Source organism: Streptomyces solicavernae (genome assembly GCF_029968095.1).
GTDB classification, from domain to species: Bacteria; Actinomycetota; Actinomycetes; order Streptomycetales; family Streptomycetaceae; genus Streptomyces; species Streptomyces solicavernae.
Genome location: NZ_JASCIR010000012.1, coordinates 134,316 through 151,175 on the forward strand (window position 1 = coordinate 134,316; position 16,860 = coordinate 151,175).

Below are 16,860 nucleotides of genomic sequence, written 5' to 3' on the forward strand. Positions count from 1 at the left end.
ATAGAGTCCATCTATATGTCGCTGGATCTCAACCTCGTTCGCGTGTTCGTGCTGCTCTACGAGACCAGCAGCGTGACCGCCACCGCCGACGCCCTGCACGTCACCCAGCCCACCGTCAGCTACAACCTCGGGAAACTGCGGCGGCACTTCGGCGACGACCTGTTCCGGCGCACCGGACGCGGGCTGACACCGACGGCCGGGGCGCGCCGCCTGTACGAGCCGCTGCAGGCGGCCCTGGCGCAGATCGACCGGACCGCCCGCCAGGCCGACTCCTTCGACCCGGAGACCATGCCGGGCAGATTCACCATCGCGCTGTCCGACCTGGGCGAGACGAGCCTGCTTCCCCGGCTCCTTGCGGCGGCGCGGGAGCGGGCGCCCGGCGCCTCCTTCTCCGTCCGGCCGCTCGACGTGGAAGACGCCGAGAGCCGGCTGCGCCGCGGCGAACTCGACGCCTTCGTCGCGACACCGGTCCTCACCTCCCACCGGATGGTGCGCATCCCCCTGTTCCGGGAGCGCTACGTGGGCATGCTCGCGACCGGCCATCCGCGGATCCGGGGCGACGCGGTCACTCTCCCGGAACTGGCCGCCGAACACCATGCATCCGTTGAGGGCCCCAGCGGCCACTCCGTCCCGCGGGCCGTGCTCGCCGCACACGGGCTCCTGGACCGGGTGGCCGTCGACGCCACCCGCTTCTCGATGCTGCCGTACCTGCTGGAGCAGACCGACCTGGTCGCGATCGTCCCCGAGTACGTGGGGGAGGTCTTCGCCGCCTCCCACCAAGTGCGGCTGGTGAGGCTCCCCTTCGAGGCGGAACCGACGGAAGTGGCTCTCTACGCCCGCCACGAGTCGTCGCGCAGCCCTTCCCAGCGGTGGCTGGTCCAGTTCATGGCAGAGGTCCTCGGCACGCTGGTGAGCGCCGCCCAACTGCCACCGTCCACGGCCGGTTGACCCCGCTGGTCCACGCTCCGGGCAAGGTCCGGCCCCGGCCCGCGCGGAGCACGCCGATAGCATCACTATTTATCCGCCAATAGCCGTATAAAAGGTGCACCCTGAGGTCGGATTGGTGGAAAGTTTGACTGTTCGTCTGGCGCTCAGGTGCGACGCACGCAGCTTCACGCTGTCGCTGCGCAGGGAGCCCGGACGGTTCAGCGCGTAGCCGGAGCGAGAGGGCCTCATGACGCAAGCCGCCACCACCGGCGCCGAGCCGGAGTCGCCTCCGCCGGCCAAGTTGCCGCTGTTCACACTGACGACGCTGGTCGTCGGCTCCATGGTCGGCGCAGGCGTGTTCTCCCTGCCGCGGCGCTTCGCCGAGGAGACCGGGGTGGCGGGCGCGCTGATCGCCTGGGGGATCGCCGGCACCGGCATGCTGATGCTCGCCTTCGTGTTCCAGTCCCTGGCCGTACGGCGCCCCGACCTGGACGCGGGCGTCTACGCGTACGCCAAGGCCGGGTTCGGCGAGTACCTGGGCTTCTTCTCCGCGTTCGGCTACTGGGCGAGTACCTGCGTGGGCAATGTGACGTACTGGGTGCTGATCATGTCCACGGTCGGCGCGATCTGGCCGGTCCTGGGCGACGGCGACACGGCGACGGCGGTGGTCCTCTCCTCCCTCGGCCTGTGGGCGTTCTTCTTCATGATCCGGCGCGGAGTGAAAGAGGCCGCGGCGATCAACAAGATCGTCACCGTCGCGAAGCTCGTGCCCATCCTGGTCTTCATCGCCCTGGCGCTGTTCTACTTCGACGCCGACGTCTTCGCCGGCAACTGGGGCGGCACCGACTCCTCCGGGTCCTTGTTCAGCCAGGTCCGCGGCACGATGCTCGCGACCGTCTTCGTGTTCCTCGGCGTCGAGGGGGCCAGCGTGTACTCGCGGCACGCCAAGCGCCGTGAGGATGTGGGGCGGGCGACGATCCTCGGTTTCCTCAGCGTCTTCGCCATCTTCGCGTCCGTCGTCATCGTGTCGTACGGCATCCTGCCGATGGAGCGGATCGCCGAGCTGCGCCAGCCGTCCATGGCGGGCGCGCTGGAAGAAGCGGTCGGCACCTGGGGCAAGGTATTCATCAGCGTGGGCCTGATCGTCTCTGTCCTCGGCGCCTACCTGGCCTGGACGCTGATGGCCGCGGAAGTGCTGTTCGTCGCCGCCAAGGACGACGACATGCCGCGCTTTCTGAGCCGCGCAAGCCAGGCCGACGTGCCGGTGCCCGCACTGGTCATGACCACCGTGCTCACCCAGATCGTGCTGGTCGTCACCGCGTTCTCCGACGACGCGTTCAACTTCGCGCTCGACCTGACCAGCGCCCTGTCCCTGATCCCGTATCTGCTGGCCGCGGGCTTCGCGGTCAAAATCGGGGCCCGCGCCGACCCCCTCACCGCCGGGGGCAGAACATCGCGCCGCGAACTCACCATGGCGACCATCGCCACCGTCTACACGGCATTCCTGCTGTACGCCGCCGGCCTCCGGTTCCTTCTGGTGTCCTTCATCCTCTACGCGCCGGCCACGATCCTCTTCGTGATGGCCCGACGCGAACAAGGCCGCCGCCTCTTCTCACCCCGTGAGCTCGTCATCCTCGCCGTCTCCGTCATCGGCGCCGTGATGGGGATCATCGCCCTGGCCACCGGCTGGATCAGCCTCTAGCGCCCGCCCTTGCCCGCCCCGGCACCTACCCAAGGAGGTCACCATGACCAGTACGAGCACTCCGTCCCAGCCCGCGTACGGCGTTCATTCCGAGGTGGGCCGGCTGCGCAAGGTCCTCGTCTGCGCGCCGGGGCTCGCCCATCAGCGGCTGACACCGACCAACTCGGACGACCTGCTCTTCGACGACGTGATGTGGGTGGAGAACGCGCAGCGGGACCACGCAGACTTCGTCAACAAGCTGCGCCGGCGCGGCGTCGACGTCGTCGAACTGCACGAGCTGCTGGCACAGACCATGGCCATCCCCGAGGCCAGGGCGTGGCTCCTCGACCGGAAGATCGTCCCCAACCAAGTCGGCGTCGGACTCATCGACGACACCCGCGCCTTCCTGGAAACGCTGGAACCACCCCAGCTCGCCGAACTCCTCATCGGCGGCCTTGCGACGTCCGACCTGCCCGACGGCTTCCGCTCCGGCTACGTAGACCTGGCACGCGAATCCACAGGCGTACGCGAGTACTTGATGCCGCCGCTGCCCAATACCCTCTACACCCGCGACACCACGTGCTGGCTGTACGGCGGGCTCACCCTCAACCCGCTGTACTGGCCCGCGCGGCACGACGAGACACTCCTGATGAAGGCCGTCTACCAGTTCCACCCCGACTTCGCAGGCTCCACCGTGTGGTGGGGCGATCCCGAACTCGACTGGGGCCAGGCCACGTTCGAGGGCGGCGACATCATGCCGGTCGGAAACGGCGTCGTCCTCATGGGCATGAGCGAGCGCACTTCACGGCAGGCCATCACACAGGTTGCCGCGGCACTGTTCAAGCACGGAGCCGCCGAACACGTCATCGTCGCCGGCATGCCCAAACTCCGGGCCGCGATGCACCTCGACACCGTCTTCACCTTCGCCGACCGGGACATCGTCACCCTCTATCCCCGGATCATGGACTCGGTGCACACCTTCTCGCTGCGCCCCAGCGACACCGCGCCCGGCATCCACATCACCGATGAGGGGACCACGCCCTTCGTCGATGTGGTTGCCAAGGGCCTGGGCCTGCCAAAGCTGCGGGTCATCGAGACCGGCGGCGACGTCTACGCGTCCGAGCGGCAGCAGTGGGACAGCGGCAACAACGCTGTGGCGCTCGAACCGGGCGTCGTCTTCACCTACGACCGCAACACCCAGACCAACACACTGCTGCGCAAAGCCGGAGTCGAGGTCATCACCATCGTCGGCGCGGAACTGGGGCGCGGGCGCGGCGGCGGCCATTGCATGACATGCCCCATCGTCCGTGAACCGGTCGGCTTCTGACCGTACGTCAACTGGGCCGGGGCGCCGTGGGATGTCCGAGGCCGAGGACGCGACGGAGCCAGGAGAGCCGGGCAGCCTTGGCCGCTCGTGTCACCTCGTGGTCCGGAGCGAAGATGTCGAAGCCGTGGAAGGCCCCTTGCCAGATGTGGAGTTCGGCCTGCCCGCCCGCCTGCCAGATGCGGGAGGCGTATTCCACGTCTTCGTCGCGGAACAGTTCGGCACTGCCGGCCTCGACGAACGCCGGCGGAAGGCCCGACAGATCAGTGGCCCGTGAGGGGGCCGCATACACCGAGACGTTGGCGGCCGGGTCGCCCGCCCGGTCGCCCAGCAACGCCTGCCACCCAACGATGTTGATTGCCCGTTGCCAGGTCCCGATGCCGTCGTACTGATGACTGGAGGGGGTGGTGTTGGTGTCGTCGAGCATGGGACACAGCAGCAGTTGCCCGGCCAGGAACGGTCCGCCCCGGTCACGTGCCAGCAGCGCGACTCCGGCGGAGAGACCACCGCCTGCGCTGCCTCCCATGACGACGATGCGTCTGGGGTCGACACCGAGTTCGGCGGCGTTCTGCGACAGCCACTTCACACCGGCGTAGCAGTCCTCCACCGGGGCCGGGTCGGGATTCTCCGGGGCGAGGCGGTACTCGGCATTGACCGCGATCACCCCGAGTTCCTCGACCAGGTCGGCGAGGCGAGGAGTGTCCTGATCGCGGTGGCCGCTGATCATGCCGCCGCCATGGATGTTGTAGAGGCCCGGTGCGGGTGCATCGAGGTGCCGGGGGCGCAATACGGTGATGTCGAGGTCCGGGGCGCCGGCGGGGCCGGGAATCGTGCGTTCCTCGACGTCGATCTCCCGGTCGCCGATGACTTCGGCTACTGACGGCAGGGGGAGGGCCGAGGCGGTGTCGCGCATCTCCGGGATGGCGTCGACGGAGGGGCTGGGGCCGTCGCCACGAGGCATGGCCGCCAGCACCGCGCCGAGGGCAGGGTCGAACGGGACGGGCGAGATGCCCATGGGGACTCCTTCTCGGGTGAGCGGATGACGACGTGAAGGGCGGTCAGGATCACTGTGGTTCGGCGAAGGCGAGCGCTCGCGCGGGATTCTCGATCATGATCATGCGAAGGGCCTCCTCACTGACCCCGAGACGGCTCAGGGCAGGAAGGAAGTACCGGGGGATGTAGTCGTACCCCTGGCCGCCGTACCTCTTGAGCTGGACCTTCTGGCACACGTCGTGGCCGAGGAGGATCTGGTGTGCGTGACCGTGCTCGATCAGTTCCGCGATGCCGCGGGCGACCTTGTGATCGCTGGTGAGGACGAGATGCCCCCACGGGCTGCCCGGTGAGGCGAGGAAGTCGAACTCCACGAAGACACCGCGCGCGAGGACGCGCCGGCCCAGCGAAGGGTCAGCCAGAATCTCCCCGCCGTGGCCCAGGACAATGTTCGACGCGGGCACGCCCTCTTCCGTGAGGATGTCAAGTACGCGGAACTTGTCCTCGCCGACGCCGCCGATGTGGAAGGTGACCGGGGCGCCCGTCATGCGGCTCGCCCGTCCGCTCGCCCGTACGCTCTTCAGCTCGTTGCCGGTCAGGGGCGACGTCTCCGCGCCGACCTCGCCGATGATGCCCGAGCGGATGCCGGTGCCGTCCGCGCCGGTCACGACATCGTGCACGATGATGTCGGCGAGCTCGTCGACGTCGCGCCGGTCCATGTCCGACGGGTGAAAGGCCGGGGTGTACCAGCCGCTGCCCATCACGATGTTGAGCCCGCTCGCACGGGAGAGGCGCAGGAGGGATTCGGGGTCTCTGCCGAGGCCGAGGGGAGAGACCTCCACCATCGTTCGGCCCCCGGTGTGGGCGAAGGCGAGGACCTCCGACAGCATTTCGTCGAAGTCGCCGGTCATGTCGTTGTCCGCATTCGGGTGTCCGTGGCGGGTGCGGGCGAGCCCGGCGAGGGTGAGCGGCTCGGCGGCTTGCGGGGAGTCCTCGCCCGGCCGTCGGGAGTGCGGTGGTCGCCGCAGGTCGACGAAGATGTGCTCGTGCATGAGCGTGGCGCCCAGCGTCGACGGCTCCACGGGACCGGTGACGGTGAGAACCTGGCCGGCGAGGTTCGGGATCTTGAACGGGTATCGGCTCACGAGTCGGCCTTCCGGTCCGCGATGGCGAGCAGGCGCGCGGGGTTGTGCACGGTGAGGGAATCGAGAAGGGCATCGGCGGCCCCGCGCATCTTCAGGTGGGGGAGCAGCTGCTGCAGGAGGAAGCCGTAGCCGCCTCCGCCGTACGCGAGCAGCTGGGCCTTGGAGTTGACGTCGTGGGACAGGAGGATCTGCGCGGTGCGGCCTCGGCGGACCAGCTCCAGCACGGCGGTGATGACGTCCTGGTCGTCGAAGGTGCTGAACACCGTGGGCAGTCGTCCTAGCTGGTCGAACTGTACGAACACCCCGCGTTCGAGGAGGGGTTCGAGCTCATCGAGGCGAGGGGAGAGTGCGTCGCAGTGCCCGACGGCAACGCGGGCGAGGTCCGCTCCTTCTTCGGCGAGCAGGTCGAGTACACGCTGCTGGGTGTCGGCGTCCTCGGATCGGCTGAGAGAGATCGCGGCACCAGTGGCCGCCGACGCCCGTGCCGCCGCGATGAGGATGGTGCGCTCGGCCGGCTCTCGCGGATCGAGCGCCGCCAGCTCGCCGATGATGCCCGCCCGCACTCCGTCCACGCCTACGGTGAGGTCACGGACGATCTCGTCGGTCAGGTTCTCGGGGCCGGGGCCGGGGCCGGGGCCGGGGCCGGGGCGGTCGGGACCGGCGGTCCACGCCGGGTGGTAGCGGCCTGCCCCCATGACGATGTTGAGGCCGGTTGCTGCGGAGATCCGGCGCAGTCCGTCCGGTCGGCGGCCCAGACCGACGGTGGTGACATCCACGAGGGTGGTGCCACCCGCGTGCTGGAAGGCCGTGACCTCTGCTGCGGCGAGCTCCTCATCATCGAGCAGCCAGTTGTCCCGGTTGGGCGCCCCCATGATGACCTCGCCGAGGAGTTCCATCGTCAGGGGAGCGCGGTAGAACTTGAGCCGACTGGCGGCTGTGGGACGTGTGCGTCCTACAGCCGCCCAGGACTCGGCCGTATCGCCCGGCGTGGCGAAGCTGCTCAGGAGGTGCTCGTGGGGCAGTACGGCACCGAGCGCGTCCGCTGAGACTTCGCCGGTGACGGTGACGACGGTGCCGCCGGGGCTGGGCGCGGTCGCCTTACCGGCAGTCGAATCGGTGGTGGGCATGCACGGCAAGCTAACAGATGAGATGCCTTATCGTATACGATAATTTCACGCGCATGTCGCGGAGGAATCACCCAGACAGCTTTACGACCCGGTGTGGGCCTGGTGCAGCGCGTCAGCGGTCGCGATCTTGTGAGCACAGGCGAGGCGCTCGATCTCCTGTGCCGGCGCTCGCTTCTCGATCAGCTCAAGCATCCGCTCGTGCTCCGTCACCGAACGGCGAGCCCTGCCGGGGACGAAGCTGAAGGTGGAGCGGCGCATGTGGTCCAGCCGTGCCCACTCCGCCTCCAGGAGCGAGACGAGGTGCGCGTCCGGGCAGCACTCGTAGACGGAGAAGTGGAACTCCCGGTTGAGGGCGGTGAACGATGCCGGGTCGAAGTCCTCCAGGGCCTTCGTCAGGCGCGCGTTGATCTTGCGCGACCGGCCGATGTGCTTCGCTGTCATGTGCGCCACGGAGATCGCGGTCGCGTAACCCTCCAGGCGTGCCAGGACCTGCAGCGAGTGCTCCACCTGAGCGGCGTCGAACACGGCCACTCGCGCGCCGATGTTGCGGACGACCTCGACAAGGCCGTCGGACTGCAGCCTGCGCAGGGCTTCGCGCAGAGGGATCGTGCTGACCCCGGTCTCCCGCGCGAGCTGGCTGAGGACCAGCCGGTAGCCGGGGCCGTAGGTTCCGTCGAGGATGCGGGAGCGCAGCAGCTCGTAACTGACCTCGGCCTTCGATCCCTTGGCTCGGGTCTGCTTGTCGGTGGCACTCATCGGTGTCCCCTCACTGGACCGGCCGCGCGGAGCGGCGGCGGTGTACTCGTACGGTCAGCGCGCAAGGACTTCCAGGACCGTAGGGCGGAATGCGGCACCGCCGAGGATCTCATGGTGATCACCGGCCACGGTGATCAGCTCACCCGCGCCCAGGAGGTCGAGGACCCGCTCGATGCCCCGTGCCATGGCGTCGTCCTTCCCGACGATGATGACGGGGGGAGTCCGCCCGCTCCAGGACCGCGGTGTGAAGGGGGTGCTGCGCAGTCCCTCGACGCACAGAGCCAGCCCGGCCGCCCGAGCCTCATGGGTGAGTACAAGGTTAGTGATCGCCGAGGTGAGCGGGTCGGTGGGTTCGGTTCCGTCCGCCACGGCCTGGTGGAGTTCCTGCACGTTCACCGCCTCGAACGGTTCGGCGGGGCTGAGGCCGCCGAGGACCGCCCGACGCAACCGGCCGGGCGCCGCCTCGGGCAACTCCCAGGCGAGCCTGGCGCCCAGTGAGTACCCCACCACGTCGAAGGTGTCGGCGCCTGCCTCGTCCAGCACGGTCACCAGGTCCGTGACGAGGCCGGGGGCGTCGACCTCGCGGGCGGCCGAGGGGGCCGGACTGCTCCCGTGGCCCCGGAGGTCGGGCACGATGACCGATCGGCCGGCCTCGGTCAGGGCCCGGGCGATCCCGGTCTCCACCCAGTCCTGGACGCCGTCGGACGCGAAGCCGTGCACCAGCAGGACGGGTGGCAGTTCGCCTGCGCGGGCGGGCGTGAAGCTACGGACGGTCAGGCCGGTTCGGCTGCGCATCGGAAGAGTGCTCCTCTGGTCGGCGTTCATATGCGATTTTAGATGCCAAGTCGAGCTGGAGAGTGCCGTTTCCTGTGAGTGGAACGGTGCATCTTCATGACTAGATCATGCATGATAACGTATACGATTATTGCTCCGGTCGGGACCAGGAAGCCCATTGCCGTCCCTGCCCGGGAGCCCCGCCACCGCCCCTGCGGACTGGCGCCGCCCCTTCTCGACCAACGCCTGATGTCGCTCACGCTCAGGAGAAGTCCCATGCCGCATCCGCTGGGAACCCAGCCGTCGAAGATCATCGCCGTCCACCTCAACTACCCGTGCCGGGCCAGGGAACGCGGCCGCATCCCCGAACAGCCGTCCTACTTCCTCAAACCTCCCTCCTCGCTGTCCGGCAGCGGCGACGTACTGGCCCGCCCACAAGGCTGCGAACTCATGGCCTTCGAGGGCGAGATCGCCCTGGTCATCGGCCGTCGGGCGCACCGGGTCGAACCCGGTCAGGGCTGGCAGCACGTCGCCTGGGTGACCGCGGCGAACGACGCCGGCGCCTACGACCTACGCCATGCCGACCGCGGTTCCAACCTGCGCTCGAAGGGGGCCGACGGCTTCACACCTGTCGGCCCCCGGCTCCTTGACGCCGCCGGACTCGACCCGGCCCAACTGCGGTTGCGTACCTGGGTCAACGGCGAACTGGTGCAGGACGCCGACACCTCGACGCTGCTCTTCCCGTTCGGAGACCTGATAGCCGACCTCACGCGCCTGGTCACGCTGGAGCCCGGCGACGTCATCCTGACCGGCACGCCGGCCGGGGCATCCGTGGTGTCGCCCGGCGATGTCGTCGAGGTGGAAGTGAGCGGCGGCGGGGGGATCTCCAGCGGCCGACTGCGCAACACGGTGACCGACGCCGACCACGACCTGGCGGCCTGGGGCGCCATGCCTCGCGTCGACGATGCTCTGCGCGCCGATGCCTGGGGGGCGGCCCACGCGAGCGCACCGGCCCTGGACGAGGACATCGCCGAAGCGCTGCGCGGCCTCGCGACCGCCACCCTCAGCTCCCAACTCCGCAAGCGCGGCCTGCAGCACATGACCATCGACGGCGTCCGCCCCGCGGACCCGGGCGACAAACTGGTCGGAACGGCACACACTCTGCGCTACCTGCCGTTGCGGGAAGACCTCTTCCAGCAGTTCGGCAACGGCATGAACGCACAGAAGCGCGCGGTCGAGGAACTGCGCCCCGGACAGGTGCTCGTGATGGACGCGCGGCGCGATCCCACCGCGGGCACCATCGGCGACATCCTCGCGCTGCGGGCGCAGATGCGCGGAGCGGCGGGCATCGTCACCGACGGCGCGCTGCGGGACAGCACCGCCGTGGCCAACCTGGGTCTGCCCACCTACTACGCCGCAGAGCACCCCGCAGTTCTCGGACGCCGCCACATCCCCTGGGACACCGGTGTCCCCCTCGCATGCGGCGGCGCGCTCGTCCAACCCGGCGACATCCTCGTCGGTGATGCCGACGGCGTCGTCGTCGTCCCGCCGGACCTGGCCGGGCAGCTTGTAGCCGACAGCGTCGAACAGGAACGCCAGGAGCGCTTCATCGCCGAGCAGGTGGCCGCAGGCGAACCGGTCCAGGGCCTGTACCCGCTCGGCCCGGCCTGGCAGGCCGCCTACCAGCAGTGGCGCAGCACCCAGCCATGAGCACACGCACTCCCACCCAGCAACGGAGCAGCCCATGAAGTTCCGCACCGACCCCGCCACCATCCGAGGTTCCATCGCCCCCGTCGTCACACCGTTCACCGACGAAGGAGCGGTCGACCACGACAGCCTGCGGGGCCTGATCCGCTGGCAGCTGGAATCCGGCTCGCACGGCATCTCGCTGGGGGGCTCGACAGGAGAGCCGTCCGCCCAGACCACAGCCGAACGCATCGCCGCCCTGCGGACCGCCGTGGACGAGATCGGCGACCGGGTGCCGTTCCTCCCCGGCACCGGGTCGCACAAGCTGGACGAGACCCTGGAGATCACCGCTGCCGCCCAGGAGTTGGGCGCGGACGCCGCCCTGGTCATCACCCCGTACTACGCCCGGCCCACCCAGGAAGCGCTGTACCAGTGGTACGCCACGGTGGCCCGCGAGTTCCCCGGCCTGCCCCTCGTCGCCTACAACGTGCCGTCCCGTACCGCCGTCGACATCGCACCGGAGACGGTGCGGCGGCTGTACACCGACTTCGACAATTTCGTCGGTGTCAAGGAGACCACCAAGGACTTCGAGCACTTCTCCCGCGTACTGCACGCCTGCGGCCGCGACCTGCTGGTGTGGTCCGGGATCGAACTGCTCTGCCTGCCGCTGCTCGCCCTGGGCGGGGCCGGCTTCGTCTCCGCGGTGGCCAATCTCGCGCCGACGGCGGTGGCCCGCATGTACGAACTGTGGGAGGCGGGTGAGTCCGACGCCGCCCGGGACCTGCACTACCGGCTGCATCCGCTGGTCGACCTGCTGTTCGTCGAGACCAACCCCGCGCCGGCCAAGTGGGTCCTGGAGCAGCAGGGCCGGATCGCCTCGGGCTGGGTGCGTCCGCCGCTCACGTCGCCCACCGAGGACGGACTGGCCCGTATCCGCACCCTGCTCGCCGAGGGCGGCGACCTCACCCAGCAGCTCTGACACCCCAACGGAAAGGGACGCCATGCCCACAGACCTGCCCACGGGCCGCCCCGACGACCTGCCCGGCGAGATCCGGCACTGGATCGGCGGCGAACTCCTCGACAGCGCCGACGGACGCACCTTCGCCGTCTGCGACCCCGTCTCCAACTCCCCCTACGCAACCGCCGCAGCAGGCGGCCCCGAGGACGTGGACCGCGCCGTTGCCGCGGGCCGGGCGGCCTTCCCCGCGTGGTCGAAGCTGGGGACCCGCGAACGGGCCCGGATCCTGTACCGGATCGCCGACGGAGTCGAGGCGCGCGAAGAGCGCCTGGCCGCTCTGGAGACCTTCGACTCGGGCCTGCCCATCACCCAGGCCAGGGGACAGGCCCGCCGGGCGGCCGAGAACTTCCGCTACTTCGCCGACGTCATCGTCGGACTCGGAGAAGAGGCGTTCCGGGTCGGCGACGAGCAGATCAACTACGTCGTGCGCACCCCGATCGGAGTGGCGGGCCTCATCACGCCCTGGAACACGCCGTTCATGCTGGAGAGCTGGAAGCTCGCTCCGGCGCTGGCCTCCGGCTGCACCCTGGTCCTCAAGCCCGCCGAGTGGACTCCGCTCTCCGCCGGCCTGTGGCCGGAGATCCTGGAGGGCGCCGGTCTGCCGGCCGGAGTGGTCAACATCGTGCACGGCATCGGCGAGGAGGCAGGCCAGGCACTGGTCGACCACCCGCAGGTGCCGCTGATCTCCTTCACGGGTTCCACGGACACCGGCAAGCACATCGTCCGCAGCTCGGCGGCACACCTGAAGACCACATCGATGGAACTGGGGGGCAAGTCCCCGGTCGTCCTCTTCGCCGATGCCGACCTCGACGCAGCGCTGGACTCGGTCGTGTTCGGCGTGTTCTCACTCAACGGCGAGCGCTGCACCGCCGGTTCGCGCGTCCTCGTGGAGCGGCCGGTGTACGAGGAGTTCACCCGCCGCCTGGCCGAACGCGCCGAACGTGTGCGGGTGGGACCGCCCGCCGATCCCACCACCCAGGTCGGTGCGCTGGTGCACCCCGAGCACTACACACGCGTGCTCGACTACGTCGAGACCGGACAGCGCGAGGCGAAGCTGCTGGCCGGGGGATCCCGTCCCGCGCACCTTCCGGAGGGCAACTACCTCCAGCCCACCGTCTTCGCCGACGTGCCCCGCGACGCCCGTATCTTCCAGGAGGAGATCTTCGGACCGGTCGTCGCCGTGGCCCCCTTCGACGACGAGGCCGAGGCCGTCGAACTGGCCAACGCCACCGAGTACGGTCTCGCGGCCTACGTATGGACATCCGACCTCAAGCGCGGACACCGCGTCGCCCACGCCGTGGAGTCCGGCATGGTCTGGATCAACTCCCACAACGTACGCGACCTGCGCACCCCGTTCGGAGGGGTCAAGTCATCCGGCCTGGGCCGGGAGGGCGGCGCACATAGCATCGACTTCTACACCGAGTCGAAGATCGTCCACGTCATGCTCGGTGAGGCCCACACACCCCGCTTCGGCGCGTCCTGACCGTCAAGGAGCCGCACTTCATGAGTACCCCTCCCGATGTCGTCCGCTCCGCCTACGCTCAACTCGTCGTCACCGACCTGCCCAAGTCCCGCTGGTTCTGGGTCGACATGCTCGGCTTCCACGTCCAGTACGAGGACGCGTCCCTGCTCTGCCTCCGCGGTACCGACGAACTCACCCACCACTCCCTCGTGTTGCGCAGAGGCGAGACCGCGGCCCTGGATCACATCGCCTACCGGGTCCGCTCCCGCGAGGACGTGGATCGCGCCGCACAGTACTTCACCGACCTCGGCAGGCCCGTCCGGCGTGTGCCCAAGGGCGCGGGCACGCCGGGAGTCGGCGACGCCGTCCGCGTCATCGACCCGCTCGGCTTCCCCGTGGAGTTCTTCCACGACATCGAACGCGCCGAGCGCCTCATCCAGCGCTACGACCTGCGCCGTGGCGCCGAGATCGCGCGCCTGGACCACTTCAACATATGCACTCCCGACATACCCGCCGCCTACGCCCACTACGAGGCACTGGGGTTCGGCTGCTCGGAGACCATCGAGGGCGACGAACACGAGTTGTACGCGGCCTGGATGTACCGCAAACAGACCGTCCACGACGTCGCCTTTACCGGCGGCGCCGGTCCCCGCCTGCACCATGTGGGCGTGGCCACCCACGAGTCGCACCACGTTCTGCGTACCGCCGACATCTTCGGCTCCCTGCGCAAGGAGCACCACATCGAACGCGGCCCGGGGCGGCACGGCGTCTCCAACGCCTTCTACGTCTACCTGCGCGACCCGGACGGCCACCGCGTGGAGATCTACACCTCCGACTACTACACCGGTGACCCCGACCACGAGACCTACCGCTGGAACGTACGCGACGACCGCCGCCGCGACTTCTGGGGCAACGCGGTGATCGAGTCGTGGTACAAGGAAGCCTCCCCGGTCCTCGACCTCGACGGCCGCCTCCAACCGGTCGCCGAGTCCCTGCTGGACGAGTCCGCAGTACAGGTCGGTGCCGACGGCCTCGGCATCGTCGATCCGGCCGGGCAGGACGGCTGACACACCACGTGTGCCGGGCGGCGGTGAGAACCGCCACCCGGCACACGTGTTTTTCCTCCGTGACCAGCGAGTTGCCGGCCGTCAGGGCTTCCTGAACCGGAGCGGGCTGACCGCTTGCTCGGACTCGTGGTCGGGGCCGAGCGGAATGCCGGTCCGGTCACGCAGGAGGAGGGTGGCGATGAGGCCGATGACGGTCATGCCCGCGAGGTACACCATGACCGAGGTGGTCGTGCCGGTCGCGCTCACGAGTGCGGTGGCAATGGTGGGGGCGAAGGCGCCACCGATGATCGCCCCGATCGCGTACGAGATGGATACGCCCGAGAACCGGATCGAAGCAGGGAAAAGCTCCGCGTAGAAGGATGCTTGCGGACCATAGGTCAGCCCGAGACCGATCGTGAGGATCATGAGCCCCAGGGTGAGCAGTCCGATGTCGCCCGTATTGACCAGTGGGAACAGGGCCAGCACACCGGCCAGTTGGGCGAGCCAGCCGATCATGTACGTCCTGCGGCGACCGATCCTGTCCGAGACGGCCCCGGCTATCCATGTCGACAGCAGCCAGGTCGCTGCGGACGCCGTCACCGCCCAGAGCACCGGACCGCGGTCCAGCCCGAGTGGGCCCTGCGGGTCGGTCGCGTAGTTCTGGATGTAGCCACCCGTTGTCATGTATCCGACGGCGTTGTTCCCGGCGAACATCAGCGCCGCGACCAGGACGAGCCCCGAATGTCGGCGGAATAGCTGGACGAGGGGCGTCCTGGTCCGCTCGCGGCGTATCGCCAACTCCTTGAACACGGGACTCTCTTCGACCCGACGCCGCACGTAGTGTCCGACGCCGATGAGGGCGACGCTGAGCAGGAACGGGATTCTCCAGCCCCAGGAGAGGAACGCGTCGTCAGGCAGCACGAGCGTGATCAGAGCGAGCACCCCGGAAGCAAGCAGCAGCCCCAGCGGCACACCGATCTGCGGCGAAGCCCCGTACAGGCCGCGCCGCTTCGGCGGAGCGTGTTCGACGGCCATCAGCACGGCACCGCCCCACTCGCCGCCCGCCGAGACGCCCTGCACGATACGGAGCAGGATCAGAAGCAGTGGCGCGGCGATGCCGATCTGGTCGAACGTCGGCAGAACACCGACCAACGTGGTCGCGGCACCCATGAGGATCAGAGTCAGCACCAGGACCCTTCGACGTCCGTACCTGTCGCCGAAGTGCCCGGCCAGGAAGGCGCCCAGGGGCCGGAACAGAAAGCTGACCCCGACGGTGACGAAGGCGACGAGGGTGCTGTTCGCCCCCAGGCCTGCAAAGAAGAGCTGGTCGAACACCAATGCGGCGGCGGACGCGTAGATGAAGAAGTCGTACCACTCCACCGTGGTGCCGACGACGGTCGCGAACGCGACCCGTCTGCGATCTGAAGTGGTCGCCGGGGGCGGGCTCGAGGACGGCTCAGGCAGTACGGATTTCGACACGAGGCATTTCTCCCTTGCCGTTGATCGACCCATCACCGGGACCGCGGAGATCGGATGCGACGAGACAGGAGCGCCCTGCGATAGGCATGGCCGTCGCATGCCAGATCATATATTTTTTTAGATATGATGCAACGGTCAGTAGCTGCCCGTTGCGGTCTGCGCGGCCTGTGTTGCCGCGCCGGCAGCCTGTCGGCCGTCACCGTGGGGAGCAGTGGCGTCCCGCCGTGTCCCCGTCGCCGGACACGTTCGCGCACGGCGGCTTCCCGCGGAGGCCGAGCCTGGGCAGCACCGTGGTCCAGACGAGCACACATGCCACGGCGGTGGCGGCGGCCATGGTGACGACCATGGTCGTCACGGCGCTGCCGCCGAGCGAGGCGATGGGGGCCACTACGGGGCCGACGGCGAACCCCGACATGCCGAGCATCGCCGCTGCCGTACCGGCACGATCACCGTGGCCGGCGAGGGCGAGGGCCGAGCTGTTGGGACCGGCGACGCCGTAGCAGAACAGCACCGCCGCGAGCATGACGAGCAGGGCGGTCAGACCGAGCCCCGCGACGGCGGTGCCGAGCAGCCCCAGCGAGGCGACGGCGATCGCGGTCGTGCCCGCGACGTACATGCGCGCGGGACCCGCTCGACGCACAACCGCCCGGTTGAACAGCGAACCGAGCACCGCGACGATCGCGTTCATCGCGAAGACGATCCCGAACACCTGGGGGGTCAGGTGGAAGCCGTCCTGCAGCACGAAGCTGATGGACGCCAGGTAGGTGAAGAAGGCCGTGCCGCTGCACGCTCCGACCAGCAGGAAGCAGACGAAGAGGCGGTCGCGCAGAACTGCGACGAACCGTCGGCCGGTCTCGGTGACCCCTCCGCGGTGCCGCTGGTGGGGCGGCAGTGTCTCGGGCAGCAGAGTGCCCGAGACGACCAGCAGGGTGGCGCCGATACCGGCAAGCACGACGAAGAGCCCCCGCCAGTCCATGACGGCGGCGAGCTGGCTGCCCGCGACCGGAGCCAGGATCGGCGCCAGAGCTCCGACCAGTCCGAGCAGGCTGAGCAGCCGCGCGAGCTCGATGCCCGACGCGATGTCGCGTGCGGCCGCGAGCGCGACAACGACCCCCGCCGCACCGGTGATGCCCTGCAGGAACCGGGTCATGAGCAGAAGCTCGATCGTCGGGGCGAACGCGCACAGCAGCGAGAACACCGCGAAGAGCCCGACCCCCCACAGCAGCGGCTTCCGTCTCCCCAGCCGGTCACTGAGCGGACCTGCCACCAACTGGCCGAGAGCGAGCCCGAGCATGCACACCGACATCGATGCCTGAGCCAGGCTGTCAGAGGTGTGCAGGTCCTTGGCCAGCCGGGGCAGGAGCGGCATGGGCAGATCCATCGAGAGCGGCCCGAAGACCTCAAGCGACCCCAGTACGAACGCGGCGCGGCGCGCGCTCATTACG

The 16,860-nt window shown here is 69.1% G+C and carries 14 protein-coding genes; 7 read left to right on the forward strand and 7 right to left on the reverse strand.

Going from position 1 to position 16,860, the window contains the following annotated elements; genetic code table 11:
• Positions 1-15 precede the first annotated feature (15 nt).
• From QIS99_RS16515 to QIS99_RS16525, 3 genes are all read left to right on the forward strand, one after another.
• The gene (locus QIS99_RS16515; protein ID WP_282514136.1) at positions 16-948 is read left to right on the forward strand and encodes a LysR family transcriptional regulator; all 933 of its coding nucleotides are present in this window, start codon (positions 16-18) and stop codon (positions 946-948) included.
• A 226-nt stretch (positions 949-1,174) separates the two neighbouring features.
• Positions 1,175-2,629: a basic amino acid/polyamine antiporter gene (locus tag QIS99_RS16520; RefSeq protein ID WP_282514137.1), complete on the forward strand. Its 1,455-nt coding sequence runs from the start codon at positions 1,175-1,177 to the stop codon at positions 2,627-2,629.
• A 43-nt stretch (positions 2,630-2,672) separates the two neighbouring features.
• On the forward strand, positions 2,673-3,935 hold the full coding sequence (locus QIS99_RS16525) for an arginine deiminase (protein ID WP_282514138.1): 1,263 nt from the start codon (positions 2,673-2,675) through the stop codon (positions 3,933-3,935).
• A gap of 7 nt (positions 3,936-3,942) precedes the next feature.
• Here QIS99_RS16525 and QIS99_RS16530 read toward each other — a convergent pair whose 3' ends face one another.
• From QIS99_RS16530 to QIS99_RS16550, 5 genes are all read right to left on the reverse strand, one after another.
• Positions 3,943-4,947, reverse strand: a complete 1,005-nt coding sequence (locus tag QIS99_RS16530) for an alpha/beta hydrolase (RefSeq protein WP_282514139.1) — start codon at positions 4,945-4,947, stop codon at positions 3,943-3,945.
• A gap of 49 nt (positions 4,948-4,996) precedes the next feature.
• Entirely contained in the window at positions 4,997-6,067 is a 1,071-nt protein-coding gene (locus tag QIS99_RS16535) for a phosphotriesterase family protein (protein ID WP_282514141.1), read from the reverse strand.
• Positions 6,064-7,194, reverse strand: a complete 1,131-nt coding sequence (locus QIS99_RS16540; RefSeq protein ID WP_282514142.1) for a phosphotriesterase family protein — start codon at positions 7,192-7,194, stop codon at positions 6,064-6,066. The genes QIS99_RS16535 and QIS99_RS16540 overlap by 4 nt, the downstream gene beginning before the upstream one ends.
• An 81-nt stretch (positions 7,195-7,275) precedes the next feature.
• The gene (locus tag QIS99_RS16545) at positions 7,276-7,950 is read right to left on the reverse strand and encodes a GntR family transcriptional regulator (RefSeq protein WP_282514143.1); all 675 of its coding nucleotides are present in this window, start codon (positions 7,948-7,950) and stop codon (positions 7,276-7,278) included.
• A gap of 54 nt (positions 7,951-8,004) precedes the next feature.
• The gene (locus QIS99_RS16550) at positions 8,005-8,745 is read right to left on the reverse strand and encodes an alpha/beta fold hydrolase (RefSeq protein ID WP_282514144.1); all 741 of its coding nucleotides are present in this window, start codon (positions 8,743-8,745) and stop codon (positions 8,005-8,007) included.
• 255 nt (positions 8,746-9,000) lie between these two features.
• Here QIS99_RS16550 and QIS99_RS16555 point away from each other — a divergent pair, with 255 nt between their 5' ends.
• The 4 genes from QIS99_RS16555 to hpaD are packed head-to-tail and all read left to right on the forward strand — an operon-like array spanning position 9,001 to position 13,957.
• Positions 9,001-10,434: a fumarylacetoacetate hydrolase family protein gene (locus QIS99_RS16555; RefSeq protein WP_282514146.1), complete on the forward strand. Its 1,434-nt coding sequence runs from the start codon at positions 9,001-9,003 to the stop codon at positions 10,432-10,434.
• Positions 10,435-10,468: 34 nt separating this feature from the next.
• Complete coding sequence (gene dapA / locus QIS99_RS16560) at positions 10,469-11,389, forward strand: 4-hydroxy-tetrahydrodipicolinate synthase (RefSeq protein WP_282514147.1); 921 nt, start codon at positions 10,469-10,471, stop codon at positions 11,387-11,389.
• A 22-nt stretch (positions 11,390-11,411) separates the two neighbouring features.
• Positions 11,412-12,911, forward strand: a complete 1,500-nt coding sequence (gene hpaE, locus QIS99_RS16565) for a 5-carboxymethyl-2-hydroxymuconate semialdehyde dehydrogenase (protein ID WP_282514148.1) — start codon at positions 11,412-11,414, stop codon at positions 12,909-12,911.
• Positions 12,912-12,931: 20 nt separating this feature from the next.
• The gene (gene hpaD / locus QIS99_RS16570; RefSeq protein WP_282514149.1) at positions 12,932-13,957 is read left to right on the forward strand and encodes a 3,4-dihydroxyphenylacetate 2,3-dioxygenase; all 1,026 of its coding nucleotides are present in this window, start codon (positions 12,932-12,934) and stop codon (positions 13,955-13,957) included.
• Positions 13,958-14,038: 81 nt separating this feature from the next.
• Here hpaD and QIS99_RS16575 read toward each other — a convergent pair whose 3' ends face one another.
• Both QIS99_RS16575 and QIS99_RS16580 read right to left on the reverse strand, forming a co-directional pair.
• Positions 14,039-15,415, reverse strand: a complete 1,377-nt coding sequence (locus tag QIS99_RS16575) for an MFS transporter (protein WP_282514150.1) — start codon at positions 15,413-15,415, stop codon at positions 14,039-14,041.
• A 196-nt stretch (positions 15,416-15,611) separates the two neighbouring features.
• Positions 15,612-16,856: a multidrug effflux MFS transporter gene (locus tag QIS99_RS16580; protein WP_282514151.1), complete on the reverse strand. Its 1,245-nt coding sequence runs from the start codon at positions 16,854-16,856 to the stop codon at positions 15,612-15,614.
• Positions 16,857-16,860 lie beyond the last annotated feature (4 nt).